A 24,691-nucleotide genomic window follows, 5' to 3' on the forward strand; every position below is an offset into this window, starting at 1 on the left:
ATGATGCTGCCATCATCAAGGCGGCACCGCCTTCCCCCTTCCCCTTATCCGGGGTCAGGCCGGGTGGAGGGCGATGCGGCGCCAGGACAGAAAAGAAGATACGGAGAGTACGATGTCGCTTGCCACGCCCCGGGCCTTTCGCCGCAACCTGGCCATGGCCCTGCTTGCCGGCACCGCCCTGCTGGGCGGCCTTGCGCCGGCAACCCTCGGAACCGCCCGCGCCGCGCCGCCGGAGGTGCTGGCCCAGGGTGGCATCGCCGATCTGGTGGAGCGCGTGTCGCCCGCCGTCGTGACCATCACGGCGGCCCAGACCACGCCGAACCGCCGCATGGCCCGTGACCTGCCGCCGGGCTTCGAGGAATTCCTGCGCCGCTTCGGCCTGCCCGGCCTGCCCGGCGGCCCCGGCGGGCGCGAGGGGCGCAGCGCCCCGATGGCCCGCGCGCTGGGCTCCGGCTTCGTTTTCGACAGTGCTGGCTATGTGGTCACCAACCGCCATGTGATCGCCGATGCCGATCAGGTGACCGTCTCCTTCAGCGACGGAACGGAGCGCGAGGCGGAGATCATCGGTGAGGATGAGCGCACCGATCTGGCCGTGCTGAAGGTGAAGACGGACAAGCCGCTGCCCGCCCTGAAATTCGCCGACAGCGACAAGGTGCGCGTGGGCGATGTGGCCATCGCGGTGGGCAACCCGTTCGGGCTGGGCGGTACGGTCACGGCCGGTATCGTCTCGGCCCGGTCGCGCGATATCGGCTCGGGCCCCTATGACGATTATCTCCAGCTCGACGCCTCCATCAATTCCGGCAATTCCGGCGGGCCCACCTTCGATATCACCGGCGATGTGATCGGCATCAATACGGCCATCTTCTCCCCCAATGGCGGCTCGGTCGGTATCGGCTTCGCCATCCCCTCCAACCTGGCCAAGCCTGTGGTGGAGGCGCTGAAGCGCGACGGCAAGGTAGAGCGCGGCTGGCTGGGCGTGAACCTGCAGGCCGTCACCAAGGAACTGGCCGAGGGCCTGGGCCTTAAGAAGGAGGGCGGCGCCCTGATCGCCACCGTGGATGCCAAGAGCCCCGCGGAAAAGGCCGGATTGCAGCCCGGCGACGTGGTCCTGTCGGCCGGCGGCAAGCCGGTGAAGGACACGCGCGATCTGGCCCGGCAGGTGGGCATGGTGAAGCCCGGCACGAAGCTGGACCTGGGGATCTGGCGCGACGGGCGGGAACGCACCATGACTGTCACGGTGGATCAGGCCCCCGGCCAGCCGCAGCAGCGTCTGGCCCGTACCGAGACCCAGCAGCAGGACGGGGAGGAGGTCGCCGGCATGAAGCTGTCGACCCTGAACGACCAGTGGCGCCAGCGGCTGCGCCTGCCCCAGGACGCCAACGGCGTCGTGGTGCTGGACGTGGGCGAGGGGATCGAGGGGCTGCGGCCGGGCGACCTCATCCAGTCGGTCAACAACACCCCCGTGAAAAGCCCGGACGACGTGGCCGAACAGGTGAAGGCCGCCAACAAGGCCGGGCGCCGCAATGCCCTGGTCCAGGTGCGGCGCGGCGACGCCACGGCCTTCCTGACCATCCCCGCCACGGTCGGATAGGCGGGAAGGACACCGGCCCGGCCAACCGGAAGGCAATGGAGCGGGGGGACGGGTGGCGCAGACCACCCGTCCCCTTTTTCATGACCGGCATCGGGCTTGAAAGGCGGCACGGAGCCGGTAGGATCACCGGACAAGGCCATGTCCAGCGGAAGCGGCGGCGATGAATGACGAGATCCGGCAACTGGCCGAACAGCTTCTGGTCCAGGGCGACACCGCCCTGACGGAACGTGAGCGCCGCGTGCTGAGCCGCATCGCCCATCGCCGGTCGATCACCCGCAATGCCCGTTCGGAGTTCGAGTCCCGCATGGCTCTGGGCGAAAGGCTGGCCGACAAGGTGGCGGCCATAGGCGGTTCCTGGAGCTTCGTCGGCGGCTTCGCGCTGTGCATGCTGGGCTGGATGGCGATGAACGCCGCCTGGCTGGGATTCGGCTGGGACCCCTATCCCTACATCCTGCTGAACCTGGTCCTGTCCACGCTGGCGGCCATCCAGGCCCCCATCATCATGATGTCGCAGAACCGGCAGGCCGCGAAGGACCGTGTCCAGGCCGCCATGGATTATGAAATCAACCTGAAGGCGGAACTGGAGATCATGGCCCTGCACGAGAAGCTGGACCGGCTGCGCACCGGAGAGCTTGAAGCCATGCTGCACAGCCAGGCCGAGGAACTGACGTTGCTGCGCGCCGCCGTGGACGGGCTGGCGGCACGGGGATAGACCTCTATCCCCGCCCTTCGCGCCGCCAGGCCAGCAGCAGCATGCCCAGCGCCAGCAGCAGCACGGGCAGGGCCGGCAGCAGCGGGGTCTGCGTGACACCCGTCACGACATGGTCGTCATTGCCGCGCAGCCCCAGCCAGCCCGACCCGGCGGCGTCGCGGCCCGGCCGCACGCGGCGGATGGCGGGTATTCCCGACCCGTCGCCTTCCAGCCAATAGGCACCGCCCCCCGTCTGGCGCAGCACGGGCGACAGCGGTTCCGGTGTCGACCGGACATCGGCCAGTTCCGGCGGGTTCACGGCCCCCACCACGGCCACGGCCGATTTCTCCCCGTCCGTCACGCGCCAGATGCCGGGTTCCGACGCGATCAGCGTGCCCGTGGCCTGCCCCGTGCCGGCCTCCTGCATCTCCACCTGCTGGGCGGTGTCGTCGGGCGCGGTGACGGTGACGGGCCGGGCGTCGGGTTCCAGCGACCGGCGGGTGATGGTGATCCGGCTGCCATCGACCGCCGTGCGCAGGTCGTTCTCCTCCAGCTCCGGTTCCTTCATCAGCCAATGGGCCAGGCGGCGCAGCAGTTCGGCCTGCGGCCCGCCCCCCTCATATCCCCGCGACCAGAGCCAGAAATGATCCGATGACAATTGCGCCACCCGCCCCTGGCCCACCCGGTCCAGCAGCAGCAGCGGCCGGCCTTCGGCACCCGACATCACGGTGCTGCCCCTGTCGGCCGACACGTCGATCTGCCGCATCCAGCGGCCCCAGGAGCCCACGCCGTCCGGCGCATCGGTCAGCCCGGCCGTCACGGGATGGCGTTTACCCACTTCCGTCACGGTGGGCTTGAACGGCTGTTCCAGCACGCGGCCCGTGGGGCCGCCCGGCAGTATGGTGCCGATGGGAGAACGATAGAGTGACAGGGCCGTGGCGAAGGTGGGGCCGCTGGCCTCCAGGAAGGCGCCGCCCCGCTCCACATATTCGGCGATGTTGGCCAGATACATGTTGTTGATGACGCCACGCTTCTTGTAGCGGTCGAAGATGATCAGGTCGAATTCCGACAGCTTCATCTCGAACAGTTCGCGGATGGGAAACGCGATCAGCGACAATTCACGGATCGGCGTGCCGTCATTCTTCTCCGGCGGGCGCAGGATGGTGAAATGTACCAGATCGACGGCGGGATCGGCCTTCAGAAGATTGCGCCAGGTGCGCTCCCCCGCATGCGGCTCGCCGGAAACCAGCAGCACGCGCAGCCGGTCGCGCACGCCGTTGACGACGACGGCGGCACGGTTGTTGGCCAGCGTCAGTTCACGCGGCCCGGCCTCCGCCGTCAGTTCCACGATATTCAGGCCGCCATGCGACAGCGGCAGGGTGATCGGCACCTCCTCCCCCAGGGGAACGGCCAGCATCTGGGCCTCCTGCCCATCCTGGCGCAGGGTGACGCCGGCAATCCCCCCGTCACCGCCGCCGCGCGGGGCCGGCAGGTCATCGACCCGGATGGTGAAGGTGATGTCCTTGCCCACGATGCCGAAGCTGGGCGCCTGTACGATGGTCAGCCGGCGGTCGCCCTCCTCCCGGTCACCCGTCAGCAGGGCGTGGACGGGGCCGAAATCGCCCAGCGACGGCAGGGTGGCCGCCACGTCATGCACCTGCCCGTCGGTGACCAGGACGGCCCCCGCCAGCCGGCCGCGCGGCACGTCGGAGACGGCCCGCGTCATGGCCTCCATCAGGCGGGTTTCCTCCACCTCGGTCCCGTCCCCCCCGCCGGCGCGCACGATCCGCACCTCCAGGTCGGGGAACCGGGCCAGCCGTTCGCGCAGCGCGGCGACGGCCCTTTCCGTGCGCGCCGTGCGCTCGCCGATCTTCTGGCTGGGCGACTGGTCGACGACGATGACGGCGACATCCCTGATGGGCTCGCGCTTCTCCGTCACCAGCGACGGGTTGGCCAGCGCCAGGATCAGCACGGCCAGCCCCGCCAGCCGCCACCAGCCCCCCCGCGCCCGGCGGAACAGGCCATAGGCGGCCAGCATCAGCGCCACAAGCGCCAGCGGGACCAGCACGGCCCACGGGACCAGCGGGGCGAAGGCGATATCCTGCGCCGTCATTGCCCCAGCCTTTCCAGGATGGCCGGCACATGCACCTGATCGGCCTTGTAATTGCCCGTCAGGGCGTACATCACGATGTTCACGCCCACGCGATAGGCGATCTCCCGCTGGCGTTCCGGACCCGGCATGACGGGATAGAGCGGCCGGCCCCGGTCGTCCATGGCCCAGGCCGCGGCCCAGTCGTTCGACCCGATGATGACGGAAGAGACGCCGTCATTGCTGCTATTGTCCTCCCGCGCCTCCACCCACACTTCCCCTCCCGCATAGCGGCCGGGGAAATCACCCAGCAGGTAGAAGGCCTTGCTCAGCACATGCTCGGCCCCCACGGGCGCCAGTGGCGGGATGTCCAGACCCCGCAACAGGGATTCCAGCCCAGCACCACCCGGCCCGCCACTGCCATTGGCCGTGGGGGTGCGCGTGTCGATCAGCACCATGCCCCCCTGGCGCATATAATCGTTCAGGTGGGTGCGGGCCTTTTCCGACAATTCCGTCTGCCCCGCCGTCACGGGCCAGTAGATCAGGGGGAAGAAGGCCAGTTCGTCATTCTCCAGGTCCACGCCCATGGCACCCGCGACATCGATGGCCGTGCGGTCGGCCAGCACACGACCCAGCCCTTCCAGGCCGGCGCGGCTGATATTGTCGACCGCACCATCGCCGGTGCGCACGAAGGCCAGCCAGTTCTGGGCGGTTGCCTCGATGGCGCGCCTGTCATCGGCCCTGCCCCCGGGCACGGCCAGGGACAGCGCCAGCAGCAGCCCCAGGCCCACGCCGGCACCCCGGCGCAGGAAGGCGGGCAGGGGCAGCAGCCCGCGCAGCGACAGCGCGATCAGCAGGTCGATCAGGCCCAGGATCAATGCCATGGTCAGCAGGGTCGGCTTCAGTTCGGTTTCACCGCCGCCAGCGTACAGCCCCCGGGGCACACCCGCCAGCAGGGCATCGGGCGTGGTCATGGCGGGCACGGCGGCCGACAGGTTCAGCGCGCGCGGCGCCTCGGCCGGACCGTAATATCCCGGCGGGTGGCGGGGTCCCGGCGGGCCCGACAGGTCGGCGGCGGCGATGGGGAACACCGTAGCCGGCGGGTCGGACAGCCGGCCAAACCCGTCCATCACGGCCCGCGGCGACAATGTGCCCGAGGCCTCCCCGCCCCGCACCCCGGCCGACAGGGCCACGACACGGCGCAGCATGTCGACATAAAGGCCCGACAGGGCCAGGTTGGACCAGTCCGGCCCGGCGCTGGTATGGACCAGCGCCAGCGCACCGCGTCCGCGCCGTTCCCCCGTGACCAGCGGCGTGCCGTCGGCCAGGCGCGCCCAGGTGCGCGAGGCGAGGTCGATCCCCGGCTCTGCCAGCACCTGACGCTTCACGGTCACATCATCCGGCACGGCCAGCCCGGCGAACGGGCTTTCATCGACGAACGGTGCCAGGCCGGCCGGCACGTCCCAGGACAGGGCACCGCCCAGGGCCCGGCCACCGGCGCGCAGCGGCACGGGGATCAGGCTGTCGGCATTCTGGGCCAGACGCGGACCGGCGAAGCGCAGCAGCACGCCGCCACCCTCGATCCAGGCCCGCAGCCGTTCCACCTCCGCCTCCGACAGGGACCCGACATCGGCCAGGATCAGCACGGACAGGTCGCGTTCCAGCAGGTCGGTGATGTTGCCCTTGCGCAGTTCGGCATAGGGGCCAAGTGCCCGTTCCAGATAGTAAAGGTCGGACAGGAGCGGCTGTTCGCCATCGGCCCGGCCGGAAACCAGCCCCACGGGGCGGCGGCGCCAGCGCTCATCGGTCAGCAGGGTGGCACCGGCTGTTGCCTGGCCCTCCACGCGCAGACTGGCCAGTTCGTTGCGCAGTTCGGTCGGCAGGTCCAGCGGGACCTCCACCCGTCCCTGGCCGCCCGCCAGCGTGACCTGCGCCGCCCCCAGCAGCCGGCCATCCGCCCCCTGGGCGCGCAGCGTGATGGGCAGCGGCAGGCTGGCGTCGGCCCGTTCGACCGGCACCCGCAGCGTGCCGCCCTCCAGTTGCGGTGGACGGACCAGCAGGGCCGGCTGTTCAGGCCCGTCGGTCCGCACCTCCAGCGTTCCCAGCCGGCGCAGATGCGTCACCATCTCCGCCGTGGCGGGATCATCGATGCCGGCCGGCCCGGCCGCGGCCACCCCGTCCGACAGCCAGACGATATAGGGCGCCCCATCGGGCCGGTATTCGCGCAAGGCCGCCAGCGTCCCCGCCCGGTCCACCGGCCAGGGATAGGGACGCAGCGCCTGCGCCTGCCGCTTGGCGATGTCGGCCGGCATGGGGCCGGCGAGGGCCGGCGCGTCGCCATTGGCCGATGGCGCCGTGGGCAGCAGCACGACGCTGCGGCCCTGCCTGTCGGCCTGGTCGATCAGCCCGTCCATGGCCGACAGCCGCGCCGGCCAGTCACGTCCCGCCGCCCAGCCATTATCCACCACCAGCAGCAGCGGCCCGCCGCCGGGCAGCGAAGCGGCCGGGTTCAGCAAAGGCCGCGACAGGGCCAGGATCACCAGGGCGGCCAGCAGCATGCGCAGCACCAGCAGCCACAGGGGCGTGCGGTTCGGCGTCTCCTCCCGATGCACCAGATCGGCCAGAAGCCGGATGGCGGGAAAGGCGATGGTGCGCGGATTGGGCGGCGTCACCTTCAGCAGCCAGTAAAGCACGGGCAGCACGGCCAGCCCCAGCAGAAGCCAGGGCGCCGCAAACGCGATGGGACCCAGGTTCAGCATGGCCTCATCCCTCCCCGGCCAGCGCCGTCCACAGGGACAGCAGCACGGCCTGCGGTGGCTTGTCGGTCCGGTGCAGGGTCAGGGTCCAGCCCGCGGCGCGTGCGATGGCGGCCAGGCCGTCGCGCTGGGCGGCCAGCCGGTCCAGATAGGCGTCGCGCACCCCATCGACGCGGGGCACCAGCAGCGCCCCCTCCCCCTCCAGCCCCTTGAAGCGGATGCGCCCGGCATAGGGCAGCGTCTCCTCCCCCGGGTCCAGCACCTGCACCAGATGCCCGCGCACGCCCATGGCGGCCAGCCGGGCCACGGCGGCCTGGATATCGTCCAGCGGCGACAGCAGGTCACCGACCAGCACGGCCTGGGCATGGCGCGGCAGGCGTACTGCGGCCGGCGGCAGGCCGGACCCGTCATGCCCGTCCGCCCTGGCCGTCAGCCAGTCCGCCAGACGGGGCAGGATGGACCGGGCGGCCGACGGAGGCACGTCGCTGCCGGCCAGATGCACCCGTTCCCCGCCGCGCAGCAGCAGGGCGGCCAGCGCCAGCACGACAAGATCGGCGCGCTCGCGCTTGCTGGACAGGCCGCGGCCCGACCGCCAGTTCATCGACGGGCTGTCGTCGCGCCAGATCCAGACGGTCTGCGCCGCCTCCCATTCGTTTTCGCGCACGAAGACATGGGCCGACTTGCCGGTCTGGCGCCAGTCGATGCGGTTATGGGCATCACCGGGCTGATAGCGCCGGAACTGCCAGAAGGTCTCACCCGTGCCGACGCGGCGGCGGCCATGGGCGCCCTGCGCCACGGTCGCGGCGATGCGCTCGGCCTCCACCAGCAGCGGGGGCAGGCGGCGGGCGAGATCCTCCGCCCGGTGCTGGGCGCGGATGGCGGCGGGCAGGTGGCGGCCGGGATTGTCCATGCCGGCGGTTCCTCGTCAGGCCAGCCGGGCTGCAAGCTGGTCGATGATGGCATTCAGGGTGATGCCATCGGCCCGCGCCGCGAAGTTCAGCGCCATGCGATGGCGCAGCACGGGCCGGGACAGCGCCACGACGTCATCCAGCGACGGCGTCATGCGCCCGTCCAGCAGCGCGCGGGCGCGCGCCGCCAGCATCAGCGCCTGCGACGCGCGGGGACCGGGACCCCAGGCCACGTGCCGGCGCACGCTTTCCAGCGGGCTGTCGTCGGGCCGGGCGTTGCGCACCATGTCCAGGATGCCGTCGACGACATTGTCGCCCACGGGAACGCGGCGCACCAGGGCCTGCGCCGTGATCAGCTCCGGCCCCGACAGCACGGGCGTGGCGATACTGGCTTCCGGGCCCGTGGTGGCGATCATCATGCGCCGTTCGCTGTCGCGATCGGGATAATCCATATCGACCTGAAGAAGGAAACGGTCCAACTGCGCTTCGGGCAGCGGATAGGTGCCTTCCTGCTCCAGCGGGTTCTGCGTGGCCAGCACATGGAAGGGCCGGGGCAGCGGATGGTAATGGCCGGCCACCGACACGCGGCCTTCCTGCATGGCCTGCAAAAGCGCCGACTGGGTGCGCGGGCTGGCGCGGTTGATCTCGTCAGCCATCAGCAGTTCGGCGAAGACGGGGCCGGGAATGAAACGGAAGGCGCGGCGGCCGTTCTCCTGTTCCTCCAGCACCTCCGACCCCAGGATGTCGGCCGGCATCAGGTCGGGCGTGCATTGCACGCGACGGTTGTCCAGCCCCATGACGGTGCCCAGCGTCTCCACCAGCCGCGTCTTGGCCAGGCCCGGCACGCCGATCAGCAGCAGATGCCCGCCCGCCAGCAGCGTGACGAGCGACAGGTCAATCGCCTCCTGCTGGCCGAAGATCACGCGCCCGATGGCTTCGCGCGCCTCCGCCAGCTTGTCGCCCAGCACCCCGACGTCGCGCAGCAAGGCCTGCGGGTCGGCGTTGCGGCCGGCGTCCAGACTGTTCACCACCATCATCGTCCCTTTGCTGATCAGACTGCCGCGCATCGTCGCGGACGGCATACCCTGGGTACCAGAAGCTAGGCATCACGACTATGTTATCAATACGGCAGTCGACGGCGCCACCAGCCCGGAACCGAACAGGATGGTCCAATCCACGATGACGGAAAGCAAGAACAATAACGGTGCCGATGCACCGCAGGCCGATGGAACCGGCGGCGCCGGTTCCGGCGGGGCTCATGCGGGGGCCGATGCGGCGTTGCGCGCCCTGGCCGGCGGCACCCCCCGCGCGCCCACCGCCGAGGACGAGGCCTATCCCATCGAAATCCGCGCCGACGGCACCTGGTATTACCATGGCAGCCCCATCGGCCGGCTACCCATGGTCCGGCTGTTCGCCACGGTCCTGCGGCGGGACACAGCCGGCGATTACTGGCTGATCACCCCGGCGGAACGGGGGCGCATCACGGTGGAGGATGCGCCCTTCGTGGCCGTTGGCCTGACGGTGGAAGGCAGCGGGCACGACCAGCGGCTGGTTTTCCGCACCAATCTGGATCAGGAGGTCATAGCCGGCCCGGACTATCCCATCCGGGTGCAGACCGACTCCGAGACAGGGGAGCCGCGGCCCTATATCATGGTCAAGGGTCCGCCCGAGGCGCCGCTGGAGGCGCGTATCAACCGCGCGATCTTCTATGAACTGGTCGAACGGTCCGAACCGGGCCAGGATGACGGCATGATCGGGGTGTGGAGCCAGGGGGCATTCTTTCCCCTGGGACGTGCGACGGAAGGCTGACGGGCAATTGATCGGGGCTGAGACAAGGCCGGGGCTGGTCCCCGCCATGAACGACATAAGGGGACTTTTCCAGCGGCGCCGGCAGGAACCGTCGCGCCTGATCGGCATGCGCGGCGACCTGGACGGCAATCCCGGCCTGGAACAGCCGGCCCTGCTGCGCGATGCCGCCGTGCTGGTGCCGCTGGTCGACCGGCCCGACGGCACCACCATCCTGCTGACCCAGCGCACCGCACACCTGGCCGCGCATGCGGGCCAGGTCAGCTTTCCCGGCGGCGGGGTGGAGGAAGAGGACGAGGACGCCGTCGCCACCGCCCTGCGCGAGACAGAGGAGGAAATCGGCCTGCACCACCGGCATATCGAGGTGCTGGGCCATCTGGACACCTATGTCACGCGCACCGGTTTCCGGGTGGTCCCCGTCGTGGCCCATATCCGCCCGCCCTTCACGCTGACACCAGACCCCTATGAGGTGGCGGACGTGTTCGAGGTGCCGCTGTCCTTCATCCTGGACCCCGCCTCCCGTCGCCGGGACAGCGTGGAGTTCAAGGGCGCGCTGCGGCAATTCTGGGTCTTCCCCTACCAGGACCGCCATATCTGGGGCGCCACGGCCGGGATGCTGGTCAATCTGTGCGACGTGCTGGGCGAACTGGGCTGATCCCGGACCGCCATCCGGCGGTCATCCGCGTCACCCAGACCGCCATCCGGCGGTCATCCGCGTCACAGGTGACCAGCCATCACGGATGTCACGTCGGCCAGGTGGACATCGGCGCAGCGGAAGGATTTGCCGATGCCCCGGGCCAGAATGAAGGTGACGCGCCCATCCTTCACCTTCTTGTCCCTGGCCATATGAGAAACCAGCTTTTCCGCGGTCCAGGTGCCGCCGCCCAGATGGGCGGCCGATACGGGCAGGCCCACCGCCGACAGATGCGCCTTCACCCGGTCCAGATCGCCGGCCGGGCACAGGCCCATGCGCACCGACAGGTCGAAGGCCATGACCATGCCGATGGCCACCGACTCGCCATGCAGCAGGGCCGTGCCATAGCCGGCCTCCGCTTCCAGCGCATGGCCGAACGTGTGGCCCAGGTTCAGCAATTCGCGCAGGCCCGCTTCCTTCTCGTCCTTGCCCACGATATCGGCCTTGGCCGCACAGGAAACGCGGATGGCCTCGGTCAGCAGGGCATCGTCGCCGGCCACCAGCGCCGGGCCGTGCATCTCCAGCCAGGTGAAGAAATCCGGGCGGTCGATCAGCCCGTATTTCACCACCTCCGCATAGCCGGCCAGCATCTCGCGCCGGGGCAGGGTCTTCAGGCTGTCGGTATCGGCCAGCACCAGCCGCGGCTGGTGGAAGGCGCCGATCAGGTTCTTGCCATGGCGGCTGTTGATGCCGGTCTTGCCGCCGACGGAACTGTCCACCTGGCTCAACAGCGTCGTGGGCACCTGGATGAAGTCGATGCCGCGAAGCGCGATGGCGGCTGCGAAGCCGCCCAGGTCGCCCACCACGCCGCCGCCCAGCGCCACCAGCACCGTCCGGCGCTCGATCCCCCGCGCCAGCAGGGCGTCCAGCACCGTGCCCAGCCTCTCCATATCCTTGCTGGCCTCCCCCGCCGGAACCACGATCGGTTCCGCCACGCGCGCACCGGCGGCGCGCAGGCTGTCCAGCAGGGAGGACAGATGCAGTTCGGCCACGCTGCTGTCGGTCAGCACCACCAGCGGCCGGCCGGGCACGGCGGCCGTGATCAGCGCACCGGCATCCCCGATCAGGCCCGGGCCGATATGGATGTCATAGGACCGTTCGTCCAGGGCGACGGGCAGGGCGACGGGAACGATGGTGCGGGCGGCGGCGGTCATGGGCGGCGGTATCCAGGCGCAAACGGTAGGGAAGAAGGCGGGATCAGGCGGTCGCCACCCCGGCATCCATGGGGGCCGGATGTCCCAGATGGGGGCGCAGGGCGGCGATGACGCGCTCGGTCGTGATGTCGGGCGGGCTGTCGTCACTGTCCACGGTGAGGTCGGCCGCGGCGTAGACGGGGTAGCGCACATCCATCAGCCGCGACAGCACGGCACGCGGGTCACCCTGGCGCAGCAGCGGCCGGTGGTCGCGCCGCGCCGTCCGCTGGACCAGCAGGTCCAGGTCGGCGCGCAGCCAGATGGAAATGCCGCGCTCGCGGATCAGCGCGCGGGTCTCCGCGTCCATGAAGGCCCCGCCGCCCGTGGACAGGACCTGCACGGGCTGTTCCAGCAGCCGGGCGATGACGCGGCGTTCCCCGTCGCGGAAACCCGTCTCCCCGAACCGGTCGAAGATTTCCTGGATGGTGCAGCCGGCCGCCCGCTCGATCTCATGGTCGGCATCGACGAAGGGCAGGCCCAGCCGCGTGGCCAGCCGCTTGCCGATGCTGGTCTTGCCGGCCCCCATCAGGCCGATCAGCACCAGGGTCTTGGGCACGGGGAACGGGACGGCGGCGGGCATGGGCGTCTGATCCAGGGGTTGCGGCGCCGGTCAAGGGCTTAAACCAGGATGGCCGGTGGTGGCGCGATTGCCAGCCCATGATACGGACGCTATGGTGCTGGCAAGGCCACCGGAACGGACGTTTCCATAGCACGCGCGGGCGCCATCGCCCAACCCCGCGAGCCAAGGGAAAAGCGGAGCCGGACCCGGTCGCCGACGCATGGCTGGGCGCCCCGGCGCCGGCCATGTGCCATCCTTTTCTGCCATTTCACCGGAACCGGTTGTTCATGAGCACGCTGATCAAGATCCTGCTGGTTGTCGTTCTGCTTGTCGGTGTCGGCGGCTTCGTCGCGCTGGCCAGCATGGACCTGCCCGCCCCGTCGCAGCCGGTGGAGCGGGTGATCCCCAATGACCGTTTCGGCTGACCGGGTGCGCCGCTTCGGCTGCATGACGGCCATCGGGCTGGCGCTGCTGGCCTCTCCCGTCCTGGCGCAGCAGCCATGGCCGCCCGCCGGCCCGCCACCCGCCACACCCCCCGGCTCCGGGCCGGCCCCCGGTCCCACCGGGGCGCCGCTGTCGCTGTTCCCGCCGGCCCCGGCCGGGGCGGAACCGGCAGCCGCCGATCCGGCACCGGCCGCCACGCCCCCCGATGCGCGCGGCGTGCGCGGGGTGATGGTGGAGGAGTTGAAGGCGCAGGACCCGGAACTGGCAGGTTCGCTGGGACCCGACAATGGCGGGCTGTCGCCCGACCTGTGGCAGGGCCTGCCGCGCGGGGAACTGGAAAGCCTGATCGCGGCCGTCCCGGCCGGCCTGACCAGCCCCGCCCTGCGCGATCTGGCCAGCCGGCTGCTGCTGACCGCGGCCGACGGGGTGGGCCCTGGCGCAAAGGGCCGCGATCTGGCCGCGTTACGGGCCGAAGCACTGGTCCGCGTCGGTAATGCCGCCGGGGCCGATACGCTGCGCAGTCTGGCCCCCGCCGTGCTGGAGGATGAAGACGCGGCCCTGGCCTGGCTGGAAATGCGGTATTTCACGGATGACCGGCAGGCCGCCTGCGATCAGGTGCCCGTCCTGCTGGGCCGTTTCCGGCACCCCGTCTGGCAGAAATGGCAGATCGTCTGCCAGATCGTGGCCGGCCAGCCCGACATGGCCCTGCTGGGCCTGGATATGCTGCGCGAGCAGGGGGAGAAGGACGAGCTTTTCACCCTGCTGGCCGAAGGCGCCATCACGGGCAACGACCGCCCCGTGCGTGGCGTACCGGACCCCACACCCACGCAATTCGCCCTGATCCTGGCGTCGGGCCGGGCCTTTCCGCCGGAAACCCGGATCACGGGCGCCGGCCCGCTGGCCGCCCTGGCCCGGGTGGAAAGCCTGGCATTGCCGCAGCGGCTGGCGGCGGCGGAACGGGCGGCCGCACTCGGTGGTCTGACGGCGGAGGGGCTGCGCAGCCTTTATGAGGCCGTGCCCGAACCCGATCCCAAGACATTGACCGTAGCGGCGGCGAAGAAGCCGACGCCCCTGCTGCGCGCCCAGCTCATCCGGGCCCTGGCGGCCGAGCCGGCGCCCGCCGCCAAGGCCGGCCTGTTCAGGGTCGCCATGCTGGCCGCCAGCACGGAAATGCAGGCGGGAACCTATGGCAGCCTGCTGCTGGAGGAGGCGCGGCAATTCCGCCTGACCATCGGCTTCGCGTCGGTGGCGCCGATGGTGGCGCGTCTGCACCTGCTGCATGGCGACCTGCGCAATGCCGGTCCCTGGCTGAACCTGGCGCGGGACGATTTCAACGCCGGCAAGGATGAGGGTGCCTTCGCCCGGCTCTGGCCCCTGGCCGCCGCCCATGGGCTGGTGCGGGAGGCCGATTTCGACCGCACCGTCTGGCAGCGCGATCTGGGCGGGAATGCCGCCCGCGATACGGTCGACAGCGTGCTGATCCTGCTGAGCGCGCTGGAGAACACGCCCATGGCCCTGCCGCCGCTGGCCGACGGGTCGGCGCCGCCGGGTCAGGTGAAGGGGGCCGTCCTGCTGGATGCCATCATCGCCCTGGGCACGGGCGGGCCGGCCGGCATGCCGGCCATGGACCTGGCCGCCATCCTGACCGACCTGACACGGGCCGGCCTGGGGGAACAGGCCCGCCGCATCGGCGCGGAAGCCATCGCCGGCCTGCTGCGACCGGAGGCCTGAGCCATGACCCGACCGGCGGCAGGGTCCCTCGGTGCCGCCAAGGCGCGGCCTGGCCGGCCGCGCAAGCCGGCCCCCCCGCCGCCGCCCTGGGTTGATGCCTTCCTGGACATGATGGTGGCCGAGCGCGCGGCCTCGGCCAACACGCGCGAGGCCTATCACCGTGATCTGGCCGATGTGGCGACCTTTCTGGCACAGCAGGGCCGCCCCGCGCTGGACCGTGCCGCCACCGATGACCTGCGCGCCTATCTGGACCATCTGGCTGCCGGCCGGGTGAAGGCCGGTTCATCGGTGCGCACCGTGGCCCGGCGGCTGTCGGCGCTGCGCCAGTATTACAAGTTCCTGGTGTCGGAAGGGCACCGGGCAGAGGACCCGGCCAGCGTCCTGGACACGCCCAGGCAGGGCCGTGCCCTGCCCAAGATCCTGTCGGAAGCCGACGTGACGGCCATGCTGTCGGCCGCTGCGGCCCGCGGCGCGCCGGAGGGTCGGCGGCTGAACGCGCTGCTGGAGGTGCTGTACGCCACGGGCCTGCGCGTGTCGGAACTGGTGGGTCTGCCCATGGCCGCGCTGACCCGCGATGCCCGCGCCCTGATCGTGCGCGGCAAGGGCGGCAAGGAACGGCTGGTGCCCCTGTCCGCCCCGGCCCGCGACGCCCTGTCCGCCTATCTGCCCGATCGCGCCTTCTTCATGACCAGGGGGCGGGAAGGCCGGCAACAGGCCTTCCTGTTCCCATCGCGCGCCAATGCCGGGGTCCTGACCCGCCAGCGCTTCGGCCAGTTGCTGAAGGATCTGGCCATCGAGGCGGGCCTGGACCCGGCCAAGGTCAGCCCGCACGTCCTGCGCCACTGCTTCGCCACCCACCTGCTGGATCATGGCGCCGATCTGCGATCGGTCCAGAAGATGCTGGGCCATGCCGATATCGGCACGACGCAGATTTACACCCATGTCGTGGGCGAACGGCTGAAACAGACGGTGGAACAGCACCATCCGCTGTCGGGCAAGCGAAAGGCAAAGGCATGATCCGTCTGGCCGGACCGCTGCGACCACTTTATACTGTGTCCCGATGACCACCACCGGTCACCGGGTTCAATGGCCATCGCCCCCATCCATGGGCTCGGCTACGTTCCACGCGCCAGCAGTTGCCGCCATTATAACCCGCAGGATATAACGGTGAAGATATTGCACAGAAATTGGATTCTCACCGTCACCCCGGCGAAAGCCGGGGTCCAGCGCGAGGCGCGGTCAGCGCCGACATGATTTATACCAGCGGCCGCAGCATGGATAACCTGATACTGAAAATCAAAGCATGTACTGCATTAAAATCACAAAGAACTTTTCATACAGATGCTAAACGCCAGCCTGAGCATAGTAATCGAGTCGGTGCTTCGCTGCGTTGATTGAGGCATCTTGCGCTGCCTCCCAGGTCGCTTGAATGAGATCGCCACCCCATTTCTCAATATGCTCACAGTCTGGCAGCGACCAATGCAGACTGTATTCCACAGTGAATCCTTCTCCACTCAGCAGCTCAAAGTTGACCGGAGTGATTACAACCCCGCGATAGCAAACCGAGCCGGCAGACATAGTCATCGTAGTGCCTATCGTTTAAAGTCGCCCGAAAAGAGAGCCCACTCTTTTAACAGAAAAAATATGTTATTCCAACATCTAAAAGCCCGCCGCTGGTTTCCCCGCGGCGGGCCTTTGTTCACGATCCCGAACCTTACTCCGCCGTCGTGATCTTCGGCTTTGGCAGGTCCAGCTTGATATGCAGTTCCTTCAGCCGGTCCGGCGTGACGCCGTTGGGAGCCTGCATCAGCAGGTCTTCGGCGCGCTGGTTCAGCGGGAAGACGATGACCTCGCGGATGTTCGGCTCGTCGGCCAGCAGCATCACCATGCGGTCGATGCCAGGGGCCGAGCCGCCGTGCGGCGGCGCACCCAGCTTGAAGGCCGACAGCATGCCGCCGAACTTCGCTTCCAGCACCTCCGGCGGATAACCGGCGATCTCGAACGCCTTGTACATGATTTCCGGCTTGTGGTTCCGGATGGCGCCCGACGACAGTTCCACGCCGTTACAGACGATGTCGTACTGATAGGCGTTGATGGTCAGCGGGTCCTGATTCAGCAGCGCGTCCAGGCCGCCCTGCGGCATGGAGAACGGGTTGTGGCTGAAGTCGACCTTCTTCCGCTCCTCGTCATATTCGAACATCGGGAAATCGACGATCCAGCAGAACTTGTAGGTGTCCTTCTCGATCAGGTCCAGTTCCTCGCCGATGCGCGTGCGGGCCAGACCGGCCAGCTTGGCGGCGGGGCCGGCCTGGTCGCAGACGAAGAAGACGGCATCGCCATCCTTCAGGCCCACGACCTCACGCAGGGCCGCCTGGGCGGCCTCCGGCACGAACTTGGCGATGGGGCCCTTGCCGCCGGCCGCCTCGAAGAGGATATAGCCAAGGCCCGGCGCGCCCAGGCCGCGGGCCCAGTCGTTCAGCTTGTCGAAGAAGCTGCGCGGACGGTCGCCGACCGACGGGGCGCGGATGGCGCGGACGACGCCGCCCTTCTCGATCACGCCCTTGAAGGCCTTGAATTCCACATCGTCGCGCTTGAACACCTCGGTGACGTCGGTGATCACCAATGGGTTGCGCAGGTCCGGCTTGTCATTGCCGTATTTCAGCATCGATTCAGCATAGGGGATGCGCACGAACGGGTACGGCGACACCGTCCGCCTGGTGCCCGTGAAGCCGCTGAATTCCTCGAAGATGCCATGGATCACCGGCTCGATGGCGGCGAACACGTCTTCCTGGGTGACGAAGCTCATCTCGAAATCGAGCTGGTAGAACTCGCCCGGCGAGCGGTCGGCGCGGCTGTCCTCGTCGCGGAAGCAGGGGGCGATCTGGAAATAGCGGTCGAAGCCCGACACCATCAGCAACTGCTTGAACTGCTGCGGCGCCTGCGGCAGGGCATAGAACTTGCCCGGATGGTTGCGGGACGGCACCAGGAAGTCGCGGGCACCCTCCGGGCTGCTGGCCGTCAGGATCGGGGTCTGGAATTCCACGAAACCCTGTTCGATCATGCGGCGGCGGGCCGAGGCGATGACGTTGGAGCGCAGCAGGATGTTCTTCTGCATCTTCTCCCGGCGCAGGTCCAGGAAGCGATAGCGCAGGCGCAGTTCCTCGCCGGCGTCCTGCTCGCTGTTGACCTGCAGCGGCAGCGGATCGGCGGCCGACTGCACCGACAGGTCACGGACCTTCACCTCGATATGGCCGGTCGGCAGCTTGTCGTTGATGGTGTCGGCGGTGCGGGCCACCACCTCGCCCGTGATGGTCACCACCGATTCCAGACGCAGATCCTCCAGCCCCTTGAAATGCGGGGACGAGGTATCGACCACGCATTGGGTGATGCCGAAATGGTCGCGCAGATCGACGAACAGCAACTGCCCATGGTCGCGCTTGCGGTTGATCCAGCCGGACAGGCGGACGGACTGGCCGGCATGATCAAGGCGGAGTTGGCCACAATTGTGGGTGCGATAGGCGTGCATGGCGCGACTGCTGCTTTCAAACGGTGGTGGAAAAGAACGGTGGTGAACAAGACATGAAGCGGTGAAACGGCACGGGCGGGCCACCGCCTGCCGGCGGTCGTCCCGTCGATGCGCACACCACACCGACAGCCTCTCCCTGTCAAGACATGGCATCGATATGGGAGCCAGTACCGACCCGGCCACTGCGACCCGCCCGCCCTTCCGCTGCGGCAGGAACGGCACACAAAAGCAGGAACGGCACACAGAAAGGGAATAGATGCCTGAACTACCGATAAAGCCTTTGTCTGGCGGGCAGCGGGGATGCTACCAGAACCCTCATGACTCTGATCACGACCACCGAAGACCTGTCTGCCTTCATCGACCGTATCCGGGACGCCGATTACGTCACTGTCGACACGGAATTCATGCGGGAAAAGACCTATTGGCCGCAGCTTTGCCTGGTACAGGTCGCCGGGCCCGATGAAGCCGCCGCCATTGATCCGCTGGCCCCCGGGATCGACCTTTCGCCCCTGTTCGCGCTGATGGCCGATCCGGCGGTGCTGAAGGTGTTCCATGCGGCCCGGCAGGACCTGGAAATCTTCGTCAACCTGATGGGGTCGGTGCCCGCCCCGCTGTTCGACACCCAGGTGGCGGCCATGGTCTGCGGCTTCGGTGATTCGGTCGGCTATGAGACGCTGATCACCAAGCTGACGCCGGCCCGCATTGACAAGTCCAGCCGTTTCACCGACTGGTCGCACCGGCCGCTGACCGACCGGCAGTTGCAATATGCGCTGTCAGACGTGACCTATCTGCGTCCGGCCTATGAGAAGATCCGCGCCAAGCTGAACCGCACGGGGCGGGAGGCCTGGCTGGCGGACGAGATGGGGATCCTGACCGATCCGGCCACCTACCGGACGGAGCCGGAGGATGCCTGGAAGCGCCTGAAGGTCCGCACCGAAAAGCCGCGCTTCCTCGCCATCCTGAAAGAGGTGGCGGCCTGGCGCGAACGGGAGGCGCAGCGCAAGAACCTGCCGCGCAACCGCGTGCTGCGGGATGAGGCGCTGATGGAGATCGCGGCGCACGCGCCCGGCAATGTCGATGACCTTGGACGCACGCGCGGCCTCGGCACCGGCATGGCGCAGGGACGCTACGGCACCGAATTGCTGGCCGCCATCAAGACGGCGCAGGCCATTCCCGACAGCGCCCTGCCACGGCCGGAACCGCGCGTGGAACCCGCCCCCGGCATCGCGCCCATCGTGGAATTGCTGCGCGTGCTGCTGAAGATGGTCTGCGACGACAATGACGTGGCCAGCCGGCTGGTTGCCAACGCCGCCGACCTGGAAGCCATCGCGGGGGACGATGATGCCGATGTCCCGGCCCTGAGGGGCTGGCGCCGGGACGTGTTCGGGGAAGCCGCCCTGCGCCTTAAGCACGGCAAGCTGGCCCTGGCCATCGCCGGCAAAAAGGTCAAGATGGTCGATCTGGCCAAGTGACCCGGTTGCCGGCAGGCCTGGGCCGACCGGCAACCGCGACGATGGCACCCTGACAATGGCACCCTGACAATGGCACCCTAACGACGGCCCCCTGACGACGGCACCCCAATCACGCCACCCCAATGATGGTTCCCTTGTCGTGATTGGGCCTCTGGGAGGAGGCCTCGTCACGAATGGGGATTGGCCTTGGCGAAGGCGGCCTTCTGATCGGCCGTTGCTTCCTTCTGATGCCGGGCCTTCCATTCCTCATAGGGCATGCCATAGACGCGCTCGCGCGCCTCATCCTGGCTGACGGCCTGCCCCCGTTCGTCCGCGGCAGCCTTGTACCATTTGGACAGGCAGTTGCGGCAGAAGCCGGCCAGGTTCATCAGGTCGATATTCTGGACATCCGTCCGCTCCTGAAGATGCGCCACCAGCCGGCGAAAAGCCGCCGCTTCCAGTTCAATGCGCGTCTGCTCGTCCATGTCTGTTTCCTCGGCAACGATGGAGCAGCCTATATGGGTCGCTGATCATCTTTCTATAAGAGAAATAATCTTAAATTTTAGTTGAGTATAATTGATCAAATTCCCTATTGCAGTCTCGCTATAACTATGCAAGATCGACGTCAAGTTCAAAAACCTATCCAAAAGTATCAACCGAATCTTTACCAAATGGAGAGGCCGATGGTCGTCGACATGCGCACCCGCTTGCCCTACAGCCACATCACCAGCCATGCCGCCACGCTCAGCCTGCATGCGGAGCGTCTGAACCAATGCGCGGCTGATCTTTCCACCGCGCTGTTGGCCTTGCAGTCTCTGGATGTCCGTGGGCTGATGGCGGATATTGAAAACGATTGACGGTCCCCCGCGGGATCGACCGCCCGTAGCCGGCAGGGGTGGGCTATGCCCGGCTGGCCAGCACAGCCGGCAGCAGCCGGGCCAGCCGTTCCGCCCAGGCGCCGGCTCCGGCGGCATCCGCGATCAGATCCTGGCGGATTTCCAGCATCAGGACGGGCAGACCGGCCTTTTCCCCATGATGGATGATGGTGAAGTCGGTGCCCGTGCGGGCGCTGTAAGGCTCGTTATCGCCCACCACCAGGTCCGGTTCGGCGCGCAGCGCCTCCAGCATGGGCAGGGCCAGACCGCCATCGCGGTTCCATAGCACGCCGACATGCCAGGGTCGGCGAAACCCGTTCATCTGTGGTGTGAAACTGTGGATGGAGATCAGGACCGGAGACTGCCCCCGCGCGGCGATATGCTGGCGCGCCGCGCTGATGGCGTCGTGATAAGGGTGGTAAAACGCTTCCAGTCGCTGTATCCGCGCGCTTTCCGAAAGGACCGCATTGGCCGGCACCGGTGTCCCGTCGCTGATCGCGGGCATCAGGGTCGGGCTGTCCGGCCAGCGGTTGCAATCCACGACCAGCCGCGAATAGACCGACAGCACGGCCGTGGCATCCAGCCGCCGGGCCAGTTCCTCCGTCACGGCCGCCGCCCCGATATCCCAACCGATATGACGGTCCAGGTCGGCCGGCTCGACGCCCAGCCCATGCAGGGCGGCGGGCACGGCCTTGCCGGCATGGTCACAGACCAGCAGCAGCGGGCTGGCCCCATCGGGGTTGATCACGCGGACGGGTGCCGGATCGGCGGCGGACAGGAAGGAGGGGGCGGCGATATCCATACCACCCTGCTTATCGTAAATCCCCGTGGCCGTCACCGGTTCAGGCATCCCGTCCGGCCAGCCGGATGGACGGATATCAGCGGACCAGCCGCCGCCACAGCCTGGCCAGACCGTCCAGCGGCCCGCGGCGATAGATCATGCGCGGCTGGCTGAACCGGCGGATCCCCGGCTCTCCATGATAGGCAGCGATGCCGGCGCAGACCGGGTTCCCTTGTGCATCCCGCCATTGCGTGCCGTTGACCATGATACTGCCGGCCCGCACACGGTCCAGCACGAAACCGACATCCGGTTCGTGCCGGCTGAACAGGTAAAGGGCGGGTGGACGGGGGCGGCCATTCACCATGGCCACGGCCTCATCCAATGCGCCATAGGATAGAAGCGGCAGCAAGGGGCCATGGACTTCGCGCGACATCACCTCGGCCTCCTCCATCACGGGCCAAAGCAGGGTGGGTGCCAGCTTGCGCGACCCCGGCTCCGGCCCCTCTCCCCCGGGATGGATGGCATAGGCCCGCGCGCCCCACCGGCGCGCATCGTCGATCATGCCCAACAAATCCTGATAATGCTTATCTGTTACGATAGCGGAATAATTTGATCTCCGCAGAGAGGGATAAAGAGAAATTGTTGCTTTCTCGAAATGATTTATGAAATCCAGTTCGCTCCCGGCCGGCAGCAGCACATGGTCGGGTGCGGCCCCCGTCTGCCCGGCATCGGCCAGTTTGGCGGCGGCGATCTGCGCCGCCGCCAGGGCCAGCGGATAGCCGGGGGTGACGATCACCGGGTTCTTTCCGCCCAATTCCAGCGTGACGGATGCCGGATTGTCGGCGGCGGCCCGCATCACCTGCCGGCCATTGCCGGCCCATCCCGTGAAATGCACATGGTCCACCGCCGTCTGGCAGATGGCCTGCGCCGTGTCGGCTCCGCCGCCGGCCACGGCCATTTCCGACGGTGTGAACGTCTCCGCCAGCAGGCGTTCCAGCAGGATGGCCGTGCGCGGCGCCTGTTCGGACGGTTTCAGCAGCACGCGGTTGCCGGCGGCGATGGCGGCGGCAACCGGGACCAGGGCGCGCTGCACGGGGTCGTTGCGGGACGTGATGATGGCGACCACCCCCAGCGGCTCCCATTCCATGCCACCGCGCGGCAGCCAGTGCCGTGCCCGTCGCCGGCAAAGGCGGGCCAGGTTGCGGATCGCCTCATGACTGGGCCTGATGCCGGCATCGGGGCGGACATGGCCCGGCGGGTGCCCGAAATCCGCCGCCATCGCCTCGGTCAGCGATGCCTCGTAATGCCGCAATGTGCCGGCCAGCCGGTCCAGCACCTCTGCCCGCCGGTCGATGGCGATGCCGCCTTCACGGCGCCAGCCTTCCCGCAGATGGGACAGCGCCGCCACCAGCCGCTTGTCGGCGGCACTGGCCGGCCGCTGGCGTGCCAGGGCGGAGGGGAACTCGATGACGGCGTCGGCCATGGCGCAGCTCCCTTGTTCCGGGCGCCTTTCCGGGCAGCCCGACGGTCGCAACAGGGCACCGGGCCCGCCATCAGCCGCGCCGGAAGCGCTCCACCTTCATAATCCGGTATCCCAGGGACGGCGGGAAGCGCGGTTCGGCCCGATAGCGGGCATCTCGGTCGGTCGTTCCCGGAATAATATAGGTACGGCCGTTGGCCCATTCCACGGCTGTTTCCGACGGCAGCGGCGCGCCCGTCCCCCCGGCATTGACGACCGTCACCTCCCAAAGCCGGCCATAGGCCAGCGTGGCACGGTCCAGCATGAAAAGGCGCTGCTTGGGCGCCTCCGCCAGGGCGAGGATTTCCGCCTCCACCTGCTCCCGCGCGGCGACCAGTTCGCCCAGGCCGGCCCGGCCCTTGGACAGTTCATCCTCCACCTGCGCAATCAGGGTGCGCAGCGTGTTGCAGGCCACGTCCAGGCGGTGATGCTCTTCCTCCACCGTGCGCAGGTCGCGCTGATACTGGCCGACATCCGTTTCGATCTTGCGCATCACGGCGGCGGCGTAGGCCACCGACACCAGCATCAACAGGACAAGCCCGACCTGGATCAACATGGCCGCTCACTCCGCCGCGATGGCCGCCTGACTGGCGGGCACGGCCTTGGACAGGCTGAAGCCGCCATCAGGCGGGAATTGGGTGCGGGCCATGCGGTTGGCATCATCGGCATTCTCCGCCCAGATCTCCACGACATGGCGCAGGGCGCGGAAACGGCAATCCTTGATGGTGTTCTGGTTGATGGTCAGCACGCTGCCCAGTGTCATCTGCACCACGAACAGCCGGCGGGATGCGGACGGCTCGCCCAGTTCATGCACGACGATGTAATTCTCTTCGCCCGCGGCCTTCAGGCGGCGCTGCGCATCGGCCAGTTGGGTCGATGCGGCCTTGCGCTCCACCTCCGTCTGACGGACGGCCTCCTGCGCATCGCGGTAGGCCTTGGTCAGTTCCTCCTGCTTGCGGGACAGGTCGCGGTTGCTTTCACCGATACGGGCGATGTGGGCGCGCCGGGAATAATAGAGGACCTGCCGGACCAGCGCGATGCTGACAGCGCCGATGGCGCTCAGCAAGGCAACGACGAAGAGGACGACATTGATTTCCAAAGCGGCAATTCCGTCTGACGTCATGCTGTGGCCGACCACCACGACCGCACCTGCTAACGCGGCGAGGTCGAGTGTAACACCCGCAGGACGGCTTGTCGCGCATTGCAACCTAACCAAAAGTTAGGGCGGGCCGAACCGCAGGTCCAGCCCGGCCCGCTGCAGCGCGGCAGGCCATTGCGGGCCTGTCAGGCAGGCCATTTCCACCTGCCGCGCGCCGACCACGGGGTCGAGCGTGGCCAGTTCATCGTCGGGCAGGGCGGGATGCACCATCAGCAATCCGCCATCGCCCATACGCGCCAGAAAGCGTGGCAGCAGGCGTGGGAAATCCCCCCGGAAACCATGGATGCCGGAAAAGCCGCGATTGACGGTCAGGCCCGCGGTGCGCGCATCCTCCGCCATGCCCCGCGCCAGGGCGGCAATGAACAGCGCCTTGCCCGCTGCCACCCCACGCGCGACGATGCGCCCCGCCCCCTCATGACAATCGCGGACCCAGACGCCGCCGGCCGGATAGCGCCGGGCCACCGCCGCCAGGACCAGGGGGCGAATGCCGGGCAGAAGATGCACATGTTGATGCCCGTCGACGAAATGCGGCGGACGGCCCATCGCGGCCTCGAAACCGTCCAGCTGCCGGTCGATCTCCGCCGCCAGTTCGGCCTGCATCGCCGGCGCGTGCAGTCTGCCGGCATGCGACAGCAGCAGCCAGCGGCCCAGCGCCGGAAAGCGCCCGTCCGGGCACAGGACCGGCATCGGCCCCAGCGGCATCAGCGACCCCGTCAGGGTGAGATGCAGGCCGGTCTGGAACCCGTCCGGCATGTCCCGCAGACCGGCCGCGTCGTGCCGCCAGCGCGGGCTGGGCACCATGGCCCCCGTGCCCGACAGCCGCCGACGCCGGCCCAGGTCCAGGATGGCCGCCGTCACCCCAGCCGACAGGGCGTAATCGTCGGCGATGACCAGGACCGACGGGGCCATGACCGCCGC

22 protein-coding genes are annotated in these 24,691 nt (G+C 68.5%); 9 read left to right on the plus strand and 13 right to left on the minus strand.

What is annotated here, in order from left to right:
• Nucleotides 1-112: 112 nt before the first annotated feature.
• Entirely contained in the window at nucleotides 113-1,591 is a 1,479-nt protein-coding gene (locus ACM9LZ_RS08130; protein WP_416618885.1) for a DegQ family serine endoprotease, read from the plus strand.
• Between the two features lie 160 nt (nucleotides 1,592-1,751).
• Entirely contained in the window at nucleotides 1,752-2,303 is a 552-nt protein-coding gene (locus tag ACM9LZ_RS08135) for a DUF1003 domain-containing protein (protein WP_416618886.1), read from the plus strand.
• Between the two features lie 4 nt (nucleotides 2,304-2,307).
• On the opposite strand, the gene ACM9LZ_RS08140 is transcribed toward ACM9LZ_RS08135, so the two are convergent.
• Genes ACM9LZ_RS08140 through ACM9LZ_RS08155 form a run of 4 tightly spaced genes read right to left on the minus strand, consistent with a single transcriptional unit; the run spans nucleotide 2,308 to nucleotide 9,072 of the window.
• A complete protein-coding gene (locus ACM9LZ_RS08140) occupies nucleotides 2,308-4,395 on the minus strand; it encodes a hypothetical protein (RefSeq protein ID WP_416618887.1) in 2,088 nt (695 codons plus the stop codon).
• Nucleotides 4,392-7,130, minus strand: coding sequence for a DUF4159 domain-containing protein (locus ACM9LZ_RS08145; RefSeq protein ID WP_416618888.1), 2,739 nt, complete (start codon nucleotides 7,128-7,130; stop codon nucleotides 4,392-4,394). The genes ACM9LZ_RS08140 and ACM9LZ_RS08145 overlap by 4 nt, the downstream gene beginning before the upstream one ends.
• Before the next feature lie 4 nt (nucleotides 7,131-7,134).
• Entirely contained in the window at nucleotides 7,135-8,037 is a 903-nt protein-coding gene (locus ACM9LZ_RS08150; protein ID WP_416618889.1) for a DUF58 domain-containing protein, read from the minus strand.
• 15 nt (nucleotides 8,038-8,052) lie between these two features.
• Nucleotides 8,053-9,072 (minus strand): AAA family ATPase, encoded by a 1,020-nt coding sequence (locus tag ACM9LZ_RS08155; protein ID WP_416619057.1) that lies wholly within the window; start codon nucleotides 9,070-9,072, stop codon nucleotides 8,053-8,055.
• A gap of 142 nt (nucleotides 9,073-9,214) precedes the next feature.
• Here ACM9LZ_RS08155 and ACM9LZ_RS08160 point away from each other — a divergent pair, with 142 nt between their 5' ends.
• Nucleotides 9,215-9,844: a DUF1285 domain-containing protein gene (locus ACM9LZ_RS08160; RefSeq protein ID WP_416618890.1), complete on the plus strand. Its 630-nt coding sequence runs from the start codon at nucleotides 9,215-9,217 to the stop codon at nucleotides 9,842-9,844.
• Nucleotides 9,845-9,890: 46 nt separating this feature from the next.
• The gene (locus ACM9LZ_RS08165) at nucleotides 9,891-10,496 is read left to right on the plus strand and encodes a CoA pyrophosphatase (protein WP_416618891.1); all 606 of its coding nucleotides are present in this window, start codon (nucleotides 9,891-9,893) and stop codon (nucleotides 10,494-10,496) included.
• A gap of 62 nt (nucleotides 10,497-10,558) precedes the next feature.
• Here ACM9LZ_RS08165 and aroB read toward each other — a convergent pair whose 3' ends face one another.
• The gene (aroB, locus tag ACM9LZ_RS08170) at nucleotides 10,559-11,689 is read right to left on the minus strand and encodes a 3-dehydroquinate synthase (RefSeq protein WP_416618892.1); all 1,131 of its coding nucleotides are present in this window, start codon (nucleotides 11,687-11,689) and stop codon (nucleotides 10,559-10,561) included.
• 43 nt (nucleotides 11,690-11,732) lie between these two features.
• Nucleotides 11,733-12,308, minus strand: a complete 576-nt coding sequence (locus tag ACM9LZ_RS08175; RefSeq protein WP_416618893.1) for a shikimate kinase — start codon at nucleotides 12,306-12,308, stop codon at nucleotides 11,733-11,735.
• A 266-nt stretch (nucleotides 12,309-12,574) separates the two neighbouring features.
• Here ACM9LZ_RS08175 and ACM9LZ_RS08180 point away from each other — a divergent pair, with 266 nt between their 5' ends.
• The 3 genes from ACM9LZ_RS08180 to ACM9LZ_RS08190 are packed head-to-tail and all read left to right on the plus strand — an operon-like array spanning nucleotide 12,575 to nucleotide 15,479.
• Nucleotides 12,575-12,712, plus strand: a complete 138-nt coding sequence (locus ACM9LZ_RS08180) for a hypothetical protein (RefSeq protein ID WP_416618894.1) — start codon at nucleotides 12,575-12,577, stop codon at nucleotides 12,710-12,712.
• Nucleotides 12,696-14,462 (plus strand): hypothetical protein, encoded by a 1,767-nt coding sequence (locus ACM9LZ_RS08185; RefSeq protein ID WP_416618895.1) that lies wholly within the window; start codon nucleotides 12,696-12,698, stop codon nucleotides 14,460-14,462. Before ACM9LZ_RS08180 ends, ACM9LZ_RS08185 begins: the two co-directional genes overlap by 17 nt.
• Nucleotides 14,463-14,465: 3 nt before the next feature.
• Nucleotides 14,466-15,479: a site-specific tyrosine recombinase XerD gene (locus ACM9LZ_RS08190; RefSeq protein ID WP_416618896.1), complete on the plus strand. Its 1,014-nt coding sequence runs from the start codon at nucleotides 14,466-14,468 to the stop codon at nucleotides 15,477-15,479.
• 697 nt (nucleotides 15,480-16,176) lie between these two features.
• Here ACM9LZ_RS08190 and aspS read toward each other — a convergent pair.
• The gene (aspS, locus tag ACM9LZ_RS08195) at nucleotides 16,177-17,988 is read right to left on the minus strand and encodes an aspartate--tRNA ligase (protein ID WP_416618897.1); all 1,812 of its coding nucleotides are present in this window, start codon (nucleotides 17,986-17,988) and stop codon (nucleotides 16,177-16,179) included.
• Nucleotides 17,989-18,305: 317 nt separating this feature from the next.
• Here aspS and rnd point away from each other — a divergent pair, with 317 nt between their 5' ends.
• Nucleotides 18,306-19,460 (plus strand): ribonuclease D, encoded by a 1,155-nt coding sequence (gene rnd / locus ACM9LZ_RS08200; RefSeq protein WP_416618898.1) that lies wholly within the window; start codon nucleotides 18,306-18,308, stop codon nucleotides 19,458-19,460.
• Nucleotides 19,461-19,627: 167 nt separating this feature from the next.
• On the opposite strand, the gene ACM9LZ_RS08205 is transcribed toward rnd, so the two are convergent.
• On the minus strand, nucleotides 19,628-19,924 hold the full coding sequence (locus ACM9LZ_RS08205) for a DUF1244 domain-containing protein (protein ID WP_416618899.1): 297 nt from the start codon (nucleotides 19,922-19,924) through the stop codon (nucleotides 19,628-19,630).
• Nucleotides 19,925-20,122: 198 nt separating this feature from the next.
• Between ACM9LZ_RS08205 and ACM9LZ_RS08210 the strand changes: the two genes are divergently transcribed.
• A complete protein-coding gene (locus ACM9LZ_RS08210; RefSeq protein ID WP_416618900.1) occupies nucleotides 20,123-20,296 on the plus strand; it encodes a hypothetical protein in 174 nt (57 codons plus the stop codon).
• A 43-nt stretch (nucleotides 20,297-20,339) separates the two neighbouring features.
• On the opposite strand, the gene ACM9LZ_RS08215 is transcribed toward ACM9LZ_RS08210, so the two are convergent.
• The 5 genes from ACM9LZ_RS08215 to ACM9LZ_RS08235 all read right to left on the minus strand — a co-directional run bounded on the left by ACM9LZ_RS08215 (nucleotide 20,340) and on the right by ACM9LZ_RS08235 (nucleotide 24,682).
• A complete protein-coding gene (locus ACM9LZ_RS08215) occupies nucleotides 20,340-21,164 on the minus strand; it encodes an N-formylglutamate amidohydrolase (RefSeq protein ID WP_416618901.1) in 825 nt (274 codons plus the stop codon).
• Between the two features lie 28 nt (nucleotides 21,165-21,192).
• Complete coding sequence (locus ACM9LZ_RS08220) at nucleotides 21,193-22,578, minus strand: aldehyde dehydrogenase family protein (protein ID WP_416618902.1); 1,386 nt, start codon at nucleotides 22,576-22,578, stop codon at nucleotides 21,193-21,195.
• 70 nt (nucleotides 22,579-22,648) lie between these two features.
• Nucleotides 22,649-23,170, minus strand: a complete 522-nt coding sequence (locus tag ACM9LZ_RS08225; RefSeq protein ID WP_416618903.1) for a coiled-coil domain-containing protein — start codon at nucleotides 23,168-23,170, stop codon at nucleotides 22,649-22,651.
• A 6-nt stretch (nucleotides 23,171-23,176) separates the two neighbouring features.
• Nucleotides 23,177-23,737 (minus strand): hypothetical protein, encoded by a 561-nt coding sequence (locus tag ACM9LZ_RS08230; protein WP_416618904.1) that lies wholly within the window; start codon nucleotides 23,735-23,737, stop codon nucleotides 23,177-23,179.
• Nucleotides 23,738-23,833: 96 nt separating this feature from the next.
• A complete protein-coding gene (locus ACM9LZ_RS08235; protein WP_416618905.1) occupies nucleotides 23,834-24,682 on the minus strand; it encodes a ChbG/HpnK family deacetylase in 849 nt (282 codons plus the stop codon).
• Nucleotides 24,683-24,691 lie beyond the last annotated feature (9 nt).

This window comes from Niveispirillum fermenti (assembly GCF_048066175.1).
Classification (GTDB): Bacteria; Pseudomonadota; Alphaproteobacteria; order Azospirillales; family Azospirillaceae; genus Niveispirillum; species Niveispirillum fermenti.